Below are 13,968 nucleotides of genomic sequence, written 5' to 3' on the forward strand. Positions count from 1 at the left end.
GTAGACCAGAGTTGGCATCCTGCCCGATAGCGATCATTGCCGGTCAGTCGGCTTCAGGTGCTTTCGCCGGCTGTTCGGCGAGCTTGTCGGCCAGACGTACGAACGCGGCCAGATCGAGTTGCTCGGGGCGCAGGCTGCCATCGACGCCGGCGGCTTCGATTTCGGCATTGCTCAGCAACTGCTTGAGGGTGTTGCGCAGGGTCTTGCGGCGCTGGTTGAAGGCTTCACGCACCACACGCTCGAGCAGGCGATGATCCTTGGCCGGATGCGGCAGCACCGCGTGCGGTACCAGGCGGACGATCGCCGAGTCGACTTTCGGCGGCGGATTGAATGCGCCCGGGCCGACGTTGAACAGGTGCTCGACCCGGCAGTGGTACTGAACCATGATCGACAGACGGCCCCAGTCACCGCCACCGGGACCGGCGGCCAGACGCTCGACCACTTCCTTCTGCAGCATGAAGTGCATGTCGCGAATGATGCCGGCGTTGTTCAGCAGGTGGAAAATCAGCGGCGTGGAGATGTTGTACGGCAGGTTGCCGACCACGCGCAGGCTATTCGGCGCAGCGTTCAGGGTATTGAAGTCGAACTTCAGCGCATCGCCCTGATGCAGATTGAAGTTGCTCTTGCCGGCAAACTGCTGGTTGAGGATCGGGATCAGGTCCTTGTCCAGCTCCACCACATCCAGCTCTGCCCCTGAGTTGAGGATGCCGGCGGTCAGTGCGCCCTGGCCCGGCCCGATTTCCAGCATGCGGTCGCCGGCCTTGGCATTGATGGAGCGCAGGATGCGGTCGATGACGCCGGCATCGTGCAGGAAGTTCTGGCCAAAGCGTTTGCGCGCCTTGTGTTGGTATTGCTCGGTCATAAACGGGTCTCGGCCATCTGGTAGGCGGTTTCCAGGGCGACTTGCAGGCTGCCGGTGTCGATCCTGCCGCTGCCGGCCAGATCCAGGGCGGTGCCATGGTCGACCGAGGTGCGGATGATCGGCAGGCCCAGGGTCACGTTGACTGCAGCGCCGAAGCCTTTGTACTTCAGCACGGGCAGACCCTGGTCGTGGTACATCGCCAGCACTGCGTCACAGTGCTCCAGATATTTGGGGGTAAACAGAGTGTCGGCAGGCAGCGGGCCACGAAGGTCCATGCCCTCGCCGCGCAGGCGCTCCAATGTGGGTTCGATGATGTCGATTTCTTCATGGCCCAGGTGTCCGCCTTCGCCGGCGTGCGGGTTGAGTCCGCAGACCAGGATACGCGGTTGGGCGATGCCGAATTTTTGTTGCAGGTCGGCGTGCAGAATCCGCGTGACCCGTTCCAGGCGCTCCGGCGTGATCGCATCGGCAATGTCGCGCAAGGGCAGGTGAGTGGTGACCAGCGCCACGCGCAAACCGCGGGTGGCGAGCATCATCACCACTTGGGCGGTGTGGGTCAGGTCGGCGAGAAACTCGGTGTGACCGGAAAACGCGATGCCCGATTCGTTGATCACGCCTTTGTGCACAGGCGCGGTGATCATCCCGGCGAAGTCGCCGTTCAGACAGCCATTGCCGGCTCGGGTCAGGGTTTCGAGGACGAATGCGGCGTTGGCCTTGTCCAGTTGCCCGGCGACCACGGGGGCGCTGAGCGGGGTGTCCCAGACGTACAGGCTGTTGGCGGGCGCGGGAGCGTCCGGCCAGTTGTCAGGCGCAACTTCCAGCAAGCTGACAGCCAGCCCCAGCTGCGCGGCCCGCTCTTGGAGCAGGTCGCGGCTGGTGATGGCAATCAGGGGGTGTGGCTGGGCTTGCGAGGCGAGCAGCAGGCACAGGTCGGGACCGATGCCGGCCGGTTCGCCGGGTGTCAGCGCGAAACGCTTGGGTTTCACTGCGCTGCCTGGTCTGCACCAGGGAGTTTGATCTCTACGTACGCTTCGTCACGGATCTGACGCAGCCAGGTTTGCAGCTCTTCGTCGTATTTGCGGTTACGCAGTACGGTCATCGCTTGCTGCTCACGGGCCTGTTCGGTGCTGTCGGTGGCGCGACGGCCAAGGACTTCCAGAACGTGCCAGCCGTACTGGGTCTGGAACGGCTTGGACAGCTGACCCTGCGGGGACTTGGCCATCACGGCGCGGAATTCCGGTACCAGTGCGTTCGGGTCGATCCAGTTCAGGTCGCCGCCGTTGAGCGCAGAGCCCGGGTCTTCCGAATACTTCTTGGCCAGTTCGGCGAAATCTTCACCGGCTTCGATGCGGTTATAGAGCGACTGAGCCAGTTCCTTGGTCTTGGCTTCGTCGCGAACCGGACTCGGCTTGACCAGGATGTGGCGCACATGCACTTCGTCGCGCATCTGGCTTTCGCCACCACGCTTTTCCAGCAGCTTCAGGATGATGAAACCGCCCGGAGTGCGTGCCGGTGGAGTGATGTCGCCCGGTGTCATGCTGCTCAGTTCACGGTCGAATGGCGGGGGCAGTTGAGCAGCTTTGCGCCAGCCCATGTCGCCGCCTTCCAGCGCGTTGTCACTGGCAGAGTTGGCCACGGCCATCTGGCCGAAGTCAGCGCCTTGCTTGAGCTGCTGGTAAACCTCCATCGCCTTGCGTGCAGCACTCTGAATCGCTTCGGAGTTGGCGCTTTCCGGGGTCGGAATCAGGATGTTGGCCAGGTGCAGTTCTTCGGACAGTTGCATCTTGCCCAGGTCGGAGGCGAGGAAGTTCTTCACTTCCTGTTCCGAGACCTGAATACGTTCGGCCACACGACGCTGGCGTACACGGCTGATGATCATTTCGCGGCGGATCTGCTCGCGAGCGTCTTCATAGGAGAGGCCGTCACGGGACAGGGCGATGCGGAACTGCTCCGGGGTCATGTTGTTGCGCTGGGCAATGGTGCCCACAGCCTGGTTCAGTTCCTCATCGGTGATACGGATGCCGGAACGTTCGCCGATCTGCAATTGCAGGTTTTCGACGATCAGGCGTTCGAGCACCTGTTGATCCAGTACGCCCGGAGGCGGCAGACCGCCGCCACGCTTGGCGATGGTTTGCTGAACTTCGTGGACGCGTTGATCCAGCTGGCTCTGCATGACCACGTCGTTGTCGACGATGGCCACAACCTTATCGATGGACTGCACCGCGGCGTTGGCCGCGGTACCCAGGAACAGCGCGCCCAGCATCAGCGGGCGCAGACAATCAGAAAGCTTGGTCTTCACGTTGACGATAACCTTGGATGCCTTTGTCGAGGAAGCTCTCTACCTTGGCGCCAGTGAGGCCGCCGAGTCCCTTCAGAACAATTTGGAGGAAGACGCCGTGGTCGCCTTTTTCGTTTTCCGGGGCGTTCTGACTGAATTCGTCATAGCTGACCCAGTAACGGTTGATCAGGCGCAGTTTCCAGCAGCAGTTGTCATATTCGAAACCACCGAAGGCTTCCAGCGTGCGATTGCGGTTGTAGTCGTACTGCCAGCGGCTGATCGCGCTCCACTGCGGAACGATCGGCCAGATGACCGAGAAGTCATGCTGCTGGATCTTGTAGTAGTCCTTCACGTAGCCAGGCTGGCCAGGGGTGCCGTAATCACCACCGCCCACCGACCATTTACCGGTGTTCTGGTCGTAACGAACCTGGTCGTTGCGATAGCGATAACCGACGTTGACCACCTTGTTCGGGTTGTCTTCAGGCTGGTAATGGAACATCGCGCTGCCGGAACGCGGGCTGCGGCTGTCCGGATCCCAGTTGTAATCGGCAGTGGTGCGCCAGTCGCGGTTCCAGCGGTATTCGTATTCCAGTGCGTAAGGCGAAACATTGGAATGCGCGTCGTCGCGGGTCTTTGGATCAATGCCCGGCAACTGGACTTCGCGATCCTTGAAGTAGAGAGCCTGGCCGATGCTGATGCGTTGACGCTCGAAACCGTCTTCCTCGATCCAGCGGTTGGTGACACCCAGCGACAGCTTGTTTTCATCGCCGACACGGTCGGAGCCGGAGAACCGGTTGTCACGGAAAAGCGATGCGTAGTTGAAGGTGTACTCACCGGTATCGAACACCGGAATGTCTTCCTGGTTTTCCTCAGGTACATAGAGGTAGAACAGGCGTGGTTCCAGGGTCTGGCGATAGTTCTTGCCGAACCAGGAGGTGTCGCGGTCGAAATACAGGCCGCTGTCGACACTGAAGATCGGGACGCCGCGGTTCTGGTTACGGCTGTAACTACCGTTGATGAAGTCGGTACCCGTTGCAGCGGCGAAGGCCTGCTGTTGGGCGATCTGGTTCTTGCCGGTACCGTCCAGATCGAGGTCGTACTGGGTGTACTGATATTTCAGAGATGGCTTCAGGAAGCCATATGTCCAGTCCAGAGGCAGGCTGACACCTGGTTTGAGGTTCAAACGGTTACCGTTGGCGCGAGCCAGACCGGTTACGTTGTTGTCCAGACGCAGTTCGGATGTGCCGTCTTCGTTGATGAAATTGCCATTTTTCAGATCGCGTTCGAAACGTACGATTTCGGTCTCGTAATCGAAGTCCAGGCCTTGCGGGTGATACGGCAGCTGACCATTGAAGGTGATCTGCGGCAGACGGTCATAAGGTGTGATGTTCGATACGGTCGCCAGCTGGTACGCCTGGGCGTTCAAGCGGGCGGTGTAGCTGTCGCCACGATAGGTGACCGAGCCCTGCTGGTTCACGTAGTCGGCGCTTTTCACGCCGATCTGGTCGGTCTGCAGATCCTGGAAGTAATAAGGATCGCTGATCTTGGTGTAGTCCACCTGGGTGAACACGCGGGAGTCGAGACCACCCTTGTGTTGCCAGTTGTACATGTAGCGAGTCTTGTCGTAGTCGGTCTGGCCCTTGCGTTCGTCGTCCTCGTCGTTGAGGTACGCCGCGCCGAACTGGCCTTCGCTCGACTTGGTCAGGTAGCGGAACTCGCCTTCCATCAGCATGCCGCGCTTGCTCATGTAGCGCGGATACAACGTGGCATCGTAGTTCGGTGCCAGGTTGAAGTAGTACGGGGTGACCAGCATGAAGCCGGTGTCGCTGCCGGAGCCGATGGTCGGCGGCAGGAAGCCCGACTGACGACGATCGTCGATCGGGAAGTAGATGTATGGCGTGTACAGGACCGGAATGTCCTTGACCCGCAGCGTCACGTTGGTCGCGGTACCGAAACCGGTGGCAGGGTTCAGGGTGATGTTGTTGCCCTTGAGCTGCCAGGCGTTGCTGTTCGGTTCGCACGTGGTGTACGTGCCGTCCTTCAGACGGATGATCGCGTTTTCGGCACGCTTGGCGTACAGCGCGTTACCGCGGATGCGCGACTTGTGCATCACGTATTCGGCGTTGTCGACCTTGGCTTCGCCAGTGTCCAGCTGCACATCGGCGTGGTCGCCGACGATCAGCGCGCCGTTGTCGCGAATGCGCACGTTGCCCGCCAGTTCTCCACGGCTTTCGGCCTGATACAGGTTGGCCTCGTCGGCTTCGACCTGCATGCTGCCCTGACGCATGACCACGTCACCGGCGAGACTCGCGACCTGCGAATCCTGCTGATAACGCGATGCCTTGGCACCGATGAAGGTCGGGGCGTCACTTTTATTCGTCTTGTCATTCATGCCAGGACGAATCGGTTCGATATAGGAACCAGAGCAGTAAGGACCGGTCTCGGCCAGTTGGGCGGCGGTGAGCTTCTCGCGCGGAACCCAGTCGAGGTGACTGTAGTCTTCGCTACGGGATTTCAAGCCACGGCCCTTGGACTCGGTAACCAGTACCGGCTTGGGCCCGGACTCCGCAGTGGAGCCGCTCTCGGCCGGGACTTCGCCAGCGGCGCTGACGGCACTGCCGTCATGCACGGGACGCGGCGGCAAGGCAGCGGCCGGCGTCTTCGGCGAGCAGGCCCAGCCACCCGTTGCCGAGGCGGCGCAGTCATACTGCTCGGCGGCAACAACGAATGAACTGGCCAGAGGTTGCATAGCCAGCAGACTGCCGGTTACCAACAACGGAAATTTTTTACGAAACGCGGGGGATTTCAATGCCATCTTATTAGTCCGGGCTTCCTGCGTGCCATCTGCCCGCGGTGTGGGCCGCACGCCTCTCGATGGTCTGAAAAAGATGCTGGATAATAAAGCATGACCCGCTTGACGGCTAGCGCCGTCGGAGACCCTTGCAATGCCTGATCAAGATGTACGCTTGCAACACCTGAAAGTTTGGCTCGATGAACAGTTGGCAACCCTTTTTGCAGATCAGGGCTGGGGAGCCGTACCCCCGGCCACGTTGACCGCGGCCAGCAGCGACGCGAGTTTTCGCCGGTATTTCCGCTGGGAAGGCGCCGGTCGCAGTTTCGTCGTGATGGACGCGCCGCCACCTCAGGAAAACTGCAAACCGTTCGTGGATATCGCCTTTTTGCTGGCGAAATCCGGCATCAACGTGCCGAAAATTTATGCCGAGGACCTCGAACGCGGGTTTCTTTTGCTCAATGACCTGGGCAACAAGACCTATCTGGACGTGATCGACAGCGAAAATGCCGACGCGTTATTCAGCGATGCCTTGCAAGCGCTGCTGGCTTTTCAGCAGCTGCCGATGGTGGCACCGCTGCCGAGCTATGACGTCGCGTTGTTACGCCGCGAGCTGGAGCTGTTCCCCGAGTGGTACGTGAAACGCGAGCTGGGCGTCGAGTTCGATGCCACCCAACAGCAGCAGTGGCAAAAGGTCAGCGATCTGCTGATCGACAGCGCCCTGGCCCAGCCGAAAGTGTTGGTGCACCGCGACTACATGCCGCGCAACCTGATGCTCAGCGAGCCGAATCCCGGCGTGCTGGATTTCCAGGACGCTGTGTACGGCCCGGTGACCTACGACGTGACCTGCCTGTTCAAGGACGCCTTCCTCAGCTGGCCTGAACAGCGTGTGCGCGGCTGGCTGGAAAGCTACTGGCAGCAGGCGTCGGCACTGAACATCCCGGTGCAGCCGGACTTCGAAGAGTTTCTGCGCGCCAGCGATCTGATGGGCGTGCAGCGTCATCTGAAAGTCATCGGCATCTTCGCCCGCATCTGCCATCGCGACGGCAAGCCGCGTTACCTCGGTGATGTGCCGCGTTTCTTCTCTTATATAGAAGCGGTCATCGCTCGCCGTCCCGAGCTGGCGGATCTGCAGGCACTGCTCGCCAGCCTGCGTGGTGGAGTGACGGCATGAAGGCAATGATTCTGGCGGCCGGCAAAGGCGAGCGCATGCGCCCGCTGACCCTGACCACCCCCAAACCGCTGGTGCAAGCCGGTGGCGTGCCGCTGATTGAATACCACCTGCGCGCTCTGGCCGGCGGCGGTTTCACCGAGATCGTGATCAACCATGCCTGGCTCGGACAGCAGATCGAAGATCATCTGGGCGATGGTTCGCGGTTCGGCGTGTCGATCCAGTACTCGCCGGAGGGTGAGCCACTGGAGACCGGCGGCGGGATTTTCCGCGCCTTGCCGCTGTTGGGCGACGACGCGTTTCTGGTGGTCAACGGTGACATCTGGACCGATTACGACTTCAGCGTCCTGCATCAGCCGATCAACGGCCTGGCGCATCTGGTGCTGGCGGACAACCCGGCCCATCACCCGACAGGGGATTTCACTCTGACCGACGGCCAGGTGCGTGATGGCCAGGCCGACGCGGCGACCCTGACCTACAGCGGCATCGCCGTACTGCATCCGCAGTTGTTCGACGGCTGCACCGACGGTGCCTTCAAACTGGCGCCGCTGTTGCGTAAAGCCATGGCGGACGGGCAGGTGACCGGCGAGCGGTTGAAAGGTCACTGGGTTGATGTCGGTACTCATGAGCGTTTGGCCGAAGCCGAAGCCTTGATAGAAGCGAGTCGCTGATATGTTGTGGCCAGGGACTCTGATTGGAGCCGGAGCGGGTTTTGCTATCGCCAGCATTCCGGGGGCCATGCTTGGGGCTTTGTTGGGGCAGGCGCTGGATCGGCGCCTGCATTTGCAGAGCTGGGGGCATTTGCGGGAAAAACTCGGCGGCCGGCCGATGCTGCGCAACGACGAATTGTTGTTCGTGTTGCTCGGGCGCCTGGCCAAGAGCGACGGGCGGGTCACGGATGGTCACATCCAGCAGGCGCGGCAGGAGATGCGCTCGCTGGAAATGAGCGAACCGGCACAGCGCCGGGCGATTGCCGCGTTCAATCGCGGCAAGTCCGGCAACGACAATCTGCGCGGTTATCTGCGTCGCTTGAGCACTCAACCCCACGCGTCCGAAGGCGTGTTGCGCGCCTGCTGGCGAATGGTCTGGGCCGATGGCCGGGCCGGCGTCAGCGAGCGAGAATTGCTGGCGCAGTGGGGCAAGTGGCTGGGCTGGACGACCCATCAGATCCAGGCGCTGGCGGCGGACTACGAGCCGCACAAGCGTCCGATCGTCAGCGCGGCGGTGAGCTATCAGGAGGCGATGCGCCTGCTCGGTGTCTCAGCCACCAGCGAACCGGCGCAGATCAAACGTGCCTATCGACGCCTGCTCAGCCGGCATCACCCGGACAAGGTCGCCGGGACGGGTGCCACGCCGGCGCAGGTGCGTGAGGCCACCGAGAGGACCCGCGAATTGCACAATGCCTACACGTTGATTCGCGAACGGCGGGATTTTCGTTAGGCATAAAAAAATCGCAGCGTCGGGCTGCGATTTTTTTGTCTGCGTTTTGACGGTCCGGACTATTAGTCCGGGCTCTGCGGATTCAACCAGCCACGCACTCGACGGAACAATTGCTCCTGTTCGGCCTTGTTGTCCGGCAAGGCCTTGAGTGCGACCTGACTGAACGCGGATGTCTTCAGTCGCTTGCTCGCCTGCATGCGCTCCAGTGCCGCGTTGCGGTCCAGCGGTTTATCCATGTAGAAAATATCCGCGGTCGGCAGTTTCAGGGTCGGTGTCAGTTCCACCAGTTCCGGTTTGGCCTTGGCCGGGGTCTGCGCGGCCACCAGCATCAGCTTCTCGACCTGCGAGCTCTGTCTCTCGCTCATGTAGCGAGCGGCCCAGTAAGCGCCGGTGCCATGGCCGAGGACGACGATACTGCGCGCGCTCTGTTGTTCGGCGTAGGCCAGCGCGGCGTCGATGCGGGCGAAGATTCGCTCGGCATCGGCCTTGGACTGTTCCTCGGTGGATTCAGCAACGACCTTGTCGGCCACATCGGCTTCGCCACCGGCGGCTTGTTCGATCGGCTCGGCGGTGGTCGAATCCTTGCTGCCCGGGTCGGCGGCTTTTGGTGCGGCGGGGGTTTCGGCCACGCGCGGTGCAATGGCATCGCTTTGCAGATCGGGCAGGGTGATACTCAGGCTGCTCCACTCGACGTCCGGCAACTTGCGGCGCAACGGGCCGATCGCCTGGGGCCAGTCGGCGGTTTCGCCGGCACCGGGGATGAGGATTACCGCGCCTTTGGGTTCGGCGGTGTTGGCCGGTTTCCACAGGGCGAGGAAGGTGTCGCTGCCGGCTTGCAGTTGCTGTTGTTCCTGGGCCGGAACCTTGCGTTCGAGTGCCGCGGCTTCTTCCTGACTACGCTCAAGCAGTGGCTGGCGTTCGACCGGTTTTTCTTCGGCGGCTTTTTCTGCTGCGGGGGCAGATGCCGGATCCGCGGCTTCGACGGAAAACGCACAAGGCAGGATCAGCGACAGGCACAATGCTGGCATTGCCAGGCGATAGACAGGGGGCATCGGTTATTCCAGGCCAGAAGTTATCCCGGCAGCCTAATGGGTTGGTCAGAATTTGTCAGTGTATGAGACTTCAATGATGCGTTTTTGCTGCCTGTGGGTTATCGGCTGTCTGGCGTTTCCCTTGATGGGCTGGGCGGCGCCTGCGCCACCGAGTCACCTCGCGCGGTTGTCGGCGAGCGAACAACAGTGGCTCGCACAGCACAACGAATTGCGCGTGGGCCTGGTGTTGCAGGCGCCCTACGCGCAATACGACCGGCGCTTGCAGCGGCTGTCGGGGGCCAACGTCGAAGTGATGAAAGCGTTGGCGAGGGCGCTGAATGTCGAGCTGAACTGGCGCAACTTTCAGGATCTGGCCCAACTCGAGGCCGCTGCCCGGGACGGCGAAATCGACATCGCACCGGGTCTGACCCAAACCCCGGGCGGCCTGCGTCTGTGGCAGTTTTCCGACCCGTACATGCGCGTGCCGCAACTGGTGGTCAGCGACCAGAAGGGCAGCGCGACCGTGGAACTGGAAAAACTCGACAGCCAGACCCGAGTCGCCGTGCGCATGCCCGGCGTCACCGCCGATTACCTGCGCAGCAACTATCCCCACCTGAATCTGCAAGGCGTGCCGATGGAGCGTCAGGCGCTGCAACTGTTGCTGAGTCAGCAGGCGTCCTACGCGGTGGTCGATGAGGCGCAGCTCGGTCGGCTGTCGGTGGAACCGGAGTTTGCCGGGCTGGTGGTGGTCGGTGACATCGGTTTGCCGCAACTGCTGCGCATCGGCACCCGTCGTGACTGGCCGGAGCTGGCCGGAATCGTCGAGAACGCCCTGCGCGCAATCCCGGCCAAGGATCTGGAGCGCCTGCATGCGCAATGGCTGCAACCCAAATATCCACGGCTCTCCGAATCACCGGGCTTCTGGCAGAACCTGAGTCTTTTGTTCGCGGTGCTGCTGCTCAGTTGCGTGGCCATCGTGTTCTGGCAACGCCGCCAGCAACGCAGTCTTGAGCAACGCTTGTTCGACGCCCGCGAAGACATCGCCCTGCGCGCCGCCAGCGAAGAGGCCCTGCGCCTGACCCAGTTTTCCATCGATCAGAGCACCGTCGGCATTCTCTGGGTCAACTGGGACAGCCATGTGCGCTACGCCAACCGTGCGGCAGAAAACATGCTCGGTTATCCACAGGGCGCCATCATTGACCGGCCGTTGATCGACTTCGAACCGGGCCTGCACATGGATCGCTGGCTCAATCTGTGGAAACGCGCGCGGGCCAGCGAAGAAGGTCCGCTGAGTTTTGAAACCAACTGTGTGCGCGCCGATGGCAGTGTGCTGCCGGCCGACGTGTCGCTGAGCTTCCTGCGGTTTCGCGATGGCGAGTACCTGGTGGTTTACCTCACCGATGTCACCGAACGCCGTCGTGCCCTGGCTGCGTTGCAGGAAAGCGAGGCGCGGCTGCAAGGCATCGCGGCCAATGTGCCGGGGTTGGTGTTCCGTCTCGAGCGCGCACCGGTGACCGGGCAAATCGACTTTGCCTACATCAGCGAGGGCAGCGAAAGTCTGGTCGGCTACGCGCCGGCCGCCATCGCCCACCGCGACATGGGCCTGCGCAGTCTGGTGCATCCGGATGACCGGGCCGGCTATCACCAGACCCAGGATCAGGCACTGGACACCGACAGCGATTGGTCGTGGCAGGGCCGGATTGTTACGCGCCAGGGCGAGCAGCGCTGGGCCGAGATCAAGGCGATCACCCGTCAACTGGAGGGCGGCTCCTATGTCTGGGACGGCATTGTCTGGGACATCACTGAAAGCAAACGCATCGAACTGGAGCTGGCAGCCTCCCGTGAACAATTGCGCGAATTGTCGGCGCATCTTGAAAGCGTGCGGGAAGAGGAAAAGGCGCGCATCGCCCGCGAGGTTCACGATGAGCTGGGACAGATGCTGACGGTGCTGAAACTGGAGACGTCGATGTGCGAACTGGCCTACGCGCAACTCGACCCTGGCCTGAACGAGCGGCTGAACAGCATGAAGCGCCTGATCGCCCAATTGTTCCAGTTGGTGCGCGATGTCGCGACGGCGTTGCGCCCGCCGATTCTCGATGCCGGGATCGCCTCGGCCATCGAGTGGCAGGCGCGGCGGTTCGAGGCGCGCACGCAGATTCCGTGTCTGGTGCAGGTGCCGGACAACCTTGCACCGCTCAGCGACGCCAAGGCCATCGGCCTGTTCCGCATTCTTCAGGAGGCGCTGACCAACGTCATGCGCCATGCCCAGGCGCATACTGTAGAACTGACGCTGGCGCAGGAAGGCGACGAATTGTGTCTGACGGTCAGCGATGATGGCGTAGGATTTATCGCCGCTGCGGGCAGGCCGACATCCTTTGGGCTGGTGGGCATGCGCGAGCGGGTGTTGATCATGGGCGGGCGGTTGTCACTCGACAGCGAACCGGGCGAGGGCACCACGCTGAGCGTGCGGGTGCCACTGGATGAGGAGAAGTAAGTGATCCGTGTACTGGTAGCCGAAGACCACACCATCGTTCGCGAAGGCATCAAGCAATTGATCGGCCTGGCCAAGGATCTGCAAGTGGTGGGGGAGGCGAGCAATGGCGAGCAATTGCTGGAAACTCTGCGCAACGTGCCCTGCGAAGTGGTGTTGCTGGATATCTCGATGCCCGGTGTCAACGGGCTCGAAGCGATTCCGCGGATCCGCGCGCTGAACCATCCGCCGGCGATTCTCGTGCTGTCGATGCATGACGAAGCACAGATGGCCGCCCGGGCGCTGAAGGTCGGCGCCGCCGGTTATGCGACCAAGGACAGCGATCCGGCGCTGCTGCTGACGGCCATTCGCAAAGTAGCGGCAGGCGGGCGCTACATCGACCCGGAGCTGGCCGACCGAATGGTGTTCGAAGTCGGCCTGACCGATGCGCGGCCGCTGCACTCGTTGCTGTCGGAGCGCGAGTTCTCGGTGTTCGAACGGCTGGCGCAAGGCGCCAACGTCAACGACATCGCCCAGCAATTGGCCCTGAGCAGCAAGACCATCAGCACCCACAAGGCGCGGCTGATGCAGAAGCTCAACATCACTTCGCTCGCCGAGCTGGTGAAGTACGCGATGGAACACAAGCTCCTCTGAACCACACCTCTATCCACTGTGGGAGCGAGCTTGCTCGCGAAGAGGCCGTGTCAGACAGAAAAGATGGCGACTGACACATCGCTTTCGCGAGCAAGCTCGCTTGTATGTTTAGACTTGAAGGGGTGGGCGGGACTAAAAGCTCGATTCCGACTCTAGCCAGTACGGACCGTGGGAGACTTCTCGTCCCGCCCTTTCTACCTAAAGCGCCGATAAGGAATTCATCGGTAAAACCGACGATAGAGGCAAGCCAGCGCTACGGTAGACCCCGACAAGCTCTTAAACCCTAGCTCCGAGGATTCGTCATGACAATCCTTACCTCGCCAACGGTGATTGGTGTCGATGTGGCCAAGGCCGAAATCGTTGTTTATCGCGAAGATCTGGAAATTACCCAGGTCATCAACAATGACCGCACGTCTGTAGGTCGTTGGCTGAAGACCTTGCCCGCACAAAGCTCGATCGCTCTGGAAGCCACTAATCTCTACCACCTGGACACGGCCGAACTGGCCCATGGTATGGGGCATCGGGTTTACGTCGTGGACCCTTACCGGGTGAGCCATTACCGCGAAAGCATCGGTCAGCGTGCAAAAACCGACCCTTGTGATGCACGTCTTCTGGCGCGTTATCTAACCAGTGAACAGCACCGGCTGCGGGTCTGGAGCCCACCACCACGGCACTACACGGTGTTGAAAAGTCTGCTTAACAAGCGTGCGCAGCTGATGAAGGCCCGAGTCAGTATCATGCTGAGCTGGTCAAACGAACCTCTCCTTGAAGATCTTTTGGCCCGTGGGTTGGAGCATTTCAAACAGCTTGATCAAGCCATTCAGGAATTACTCCGCAAAGTCAGCCAAGAGGCCGGCATTAGCGAAAACATCAGACGCTGCAAAGCGATTGAAGGGATTGGTGAACTCACGGCAACGGGCTTGGCAACTACGTATATGCGAGGTGAGTTCGCCAGCGCCGATGCGTTCATCGCCTTTCTGGGAATGGATTTGAAGGCAAAGGACTCAGGCAAGAAACACAGTCCTCGCCACTTGAGCAAAAAAGGTGACGGAGAATTACGGCGTCTTGCACACAATGCAGCTATGGCAGCTTGTCGGTCCCCTGTTTGGAAACCGTTCTATGAATCCTATCTGGCAAGAGGTCTAGCCAGAACTCAGGCTTTGGTCATCCTCGCCCGTAAGCTTTGCCGGGTGGCATTCGCCCTCATGAAAAATCAGAGCGAATACCAACCCAATTTAAGGTTGCAGGGTTCCCCTGCAACATAGAATCTC

The 13,968-nt window shown here is 61.1% G+C and carries 11 protein-coding genes; 6 read left to right on the forward strand and 5 right to left on the reverse strand.

The genetic code is table 11. The features are described 5' to 3' along the window. Positions 1 to 43: 43 nt before the first annotated feature. The 4 genes from rsmA to ACTJK7_RS21755 are packed head-to-tail and all read right to left on the reverse strand — an operon-like array spanning position 44 to position 5,955. Entirely contained in the window at positions 44 to 862 is an 819-nt protein-coding gene (gene rsmA / locus ACTJK7_RS21740) for a 16S rRNA (adenine(1518)-N(6)/adenine(1519)-N(6))-dimethyltransferase RsmA (RefSeq protein ID WP_064380344.1), read from the reverse strand. Then, entirely contained in the window at positions 859 to 1,848 is a 990-nt protein-coding gene (pdxA, locus tag ACTJK7_RS21745; protein WP_085654023.1) for a 4-hydroxythreonine-4-phosphate dehydrogenase PdxA, read from the reverse strand. The genes rsmA and pdxA overlap by 4 nt, the downstream gene beginning before the upstream one ends. Then, complete coding sequence (surA, locus tag ACTJK7_RS21750; RefSeq protein WP_139831551.1) at positions 1,845 to 3,161, reverse strand: peptidylprolyl isomerase SurA; 1,317 nt, start codon at positions 3,159 to 3,161, stop codon at positions 1,845 to 1,847. The genes pdxA and surA overlap by 4 nt, the downstream gene beginning before the upstream one ends. Beyond that, positions 3,142 to 5,955: an LPS-assembly protein LptD gene (locus ACTJK7_RS21755; protein ID WP_064380348.1), complete on the reverse strand. Its 2,814-nt coding sequence runs from the start codon at positions 5,953 to 5,955 to the stop codon at positions 3,142 to 3,144. Before ACTJK7_RS21755 ends, surA begins: the two co-directional genes overlap by 20 nt. 130 nt (positions 5,956 to 6,085) lie before the next feature. Between ACTJK7_RS21755 and ACTJK7_RS21760 the strand changes: the two genes are divergently transcribed. Genes ACTJK7_RS21760 through ACTJK7_RS21770 form a run of 3 tightly spaced genes read left to right on the forward strand, consistent with a single transcriptional unit; the run spans position 6,086 to position 8,542 of the window. Further along, entirely contained in the window at positions 6,086 to 7,105 is a 1,020-nt protein-coding gene (locus tag ACTJK7_RS21760; RefSeq protein ID WP_085654024.1) for an aminoglycoside phosphotransferase family protein, read from the forward strand. Beyond that, the gene (gene murU, locus ACTJK7_RS21765; protein ID WP_085654025.1) at positions 7,102 to 7,773 is read left to right on the forward strand and encodes an N-acetylmuramate alpha-1-phosphate uridylyltransferase MurU; all 672 of its coding nucleotides are present in this window, start codon (positions 7,102 to 7,104) and stop codon (positions 7,771 to 7,773) included. The genes ACTJK7_RS21760 and murU overlap by 4 nt, the downstream gene beginning before the upstream one ends. A gap of 1 nt (position 7,774) precedes the next feature. Beyond that, positions 7,775 to 8,542, forward strand: a complete 768-nt coding sequence (locus tag ACTJK7_RS21770; protein ID WP_108563391.1) for a TerB family tellurite resistance protein — start codon at positions 7,775 to 7,777, stop codon at positions 8,540 to 8,542. 62 nt (positions 8,543 to 8,604) lie between these two features. On the opposite strand, the gene ACTJK7_RS21775 is transcribed toward ACTJK7_RS21770, so the two are convergent. Further along, positions 8,605 to 9,594 carry an alpha/beta hydrolase family protein gene (locus tag ACTJK7_RS21775; protein ID WP_085654026.1) on the reverse strand — a complete coding sequence of 330 codons (990 nt, stop codon included), beginning with the start codon at positions 9,592 to 9,594 and terminating at the stop codon, positions 8,605 to 8,607. 73 nt (positions 9,595 to 9,667) lie between these two features. Between ACTJK7_RS21775 and ACTJK7_RS21780 the strand changes: the two genes are divergently transcribed. The 3 genes from ACTJK7_RS21780 (at position 9,668) to ACTJK7_RS21790 (ending at position 13,962) form a co-directional block, all read left to right on the forward strand. Then, positions 9,668 to 12,067: a PAS domain-containing sensor histidine kinase gene (locus ACTJK7_RS21780; RefSeq protein WP_108563390.1), complete on the forward strand. Its 2,400-nt coding sequence runs from the start codon at positions 9,668 to 9,670 to the stop codon at positions 12,065 to 12,067. Further along, on the forward strand, positions 12,068 to 12,697 hold the full coding sequence (locus tag ACTJK7_RS21785) for a response regulator (RefSeq protein WP_007959929.1): 630 nt from the start codon (positions 12,068 to 12,070) through the stop codon (positions 12,695 to 12,697). It begins immediately after the preceding gene. A 302-nt stretch (positions 12,698 to 12,999) separates the two neighbouring features. Then, entirely contained in the window at positions 13,000 to 13,962 is a 963-nt protein-coding gene (locus ACTJK7_RS21790; RefSeq protein ID WP_440779566.1) for an IS110 family transposase, read from the forward strand. Positions 13,963 to 13,968 lie beyond the last annotated feature (6 nt).

Source organism: Pseudomonas sp. 22085, from assembly GCF_052045815.1.
GTDB lineage: Bacteria > Pseudomonadota > Gammaproteobacteria > Pseudomonadales > Pseudomonadaceae > Aquipseudomonas > Aquipseudomonas glycinae.

Bases quoted from the DNA above. Each gene is read 5' to 3' on its own strand.
- ACTJK7_RS21790 (WP_440779566.1), top strand. From the start codon at position 13,000: ATGACAATCCTTACCTCGCCAACGGTGATTGGTGTCGATGTGGCCAAG.
- ACTJK7_RS21770 (WP_108563391.1), top strand. From the start codon at position 7,775: ATGTTGTGGCCAGGGACTCTGATTGGAGCCGGAGCGGGTTTTGCTATC.
- rsmA (WP_064380344.1), bottom strand. From the start codon at position 862: ATGACCGAGCAATACCAACACAAGGCGCGCAAACGCTTTGGCCAGAAC.
- ACTJK7_RS21755 (WP_064380348.1), bottom strand. From the start codon at position 5,955: ATGGCATTGAAATCCCCCGCGTTTCGTAAAAAATTTCCGTTGTTGGTA.
- ACTJK7_RS21780 (WP_108563390.1), top strand. From the start codon at position 9,668: ATGATGCGTTTTTGCTGCCTGTGGGTTATCGGCTGTCTGGCGTTTCCC.
- ACTJK7_RS21760 (WP_085654024.1), top strand. From the start codon at position 6,086: ATGCCTGATCAAGATGTACGCTTGCAACACCTGAAAGTTTGGCTCGAT.
- ACTJK7_RS21775 (WP_085654026.1), bottom strand. From the start codon at position 9,594: ATGCCCCCTGTCTATCGCCTGGCAATGCCAGCATTGTGCCTGTCGCTG.
- murU (WP_085654025.1), top strand. From the start codon at position 7,102: ATGAAGGCAATGATTCTGGCGGCCGGCAAAGGCGAGCGCATGCGCCCG.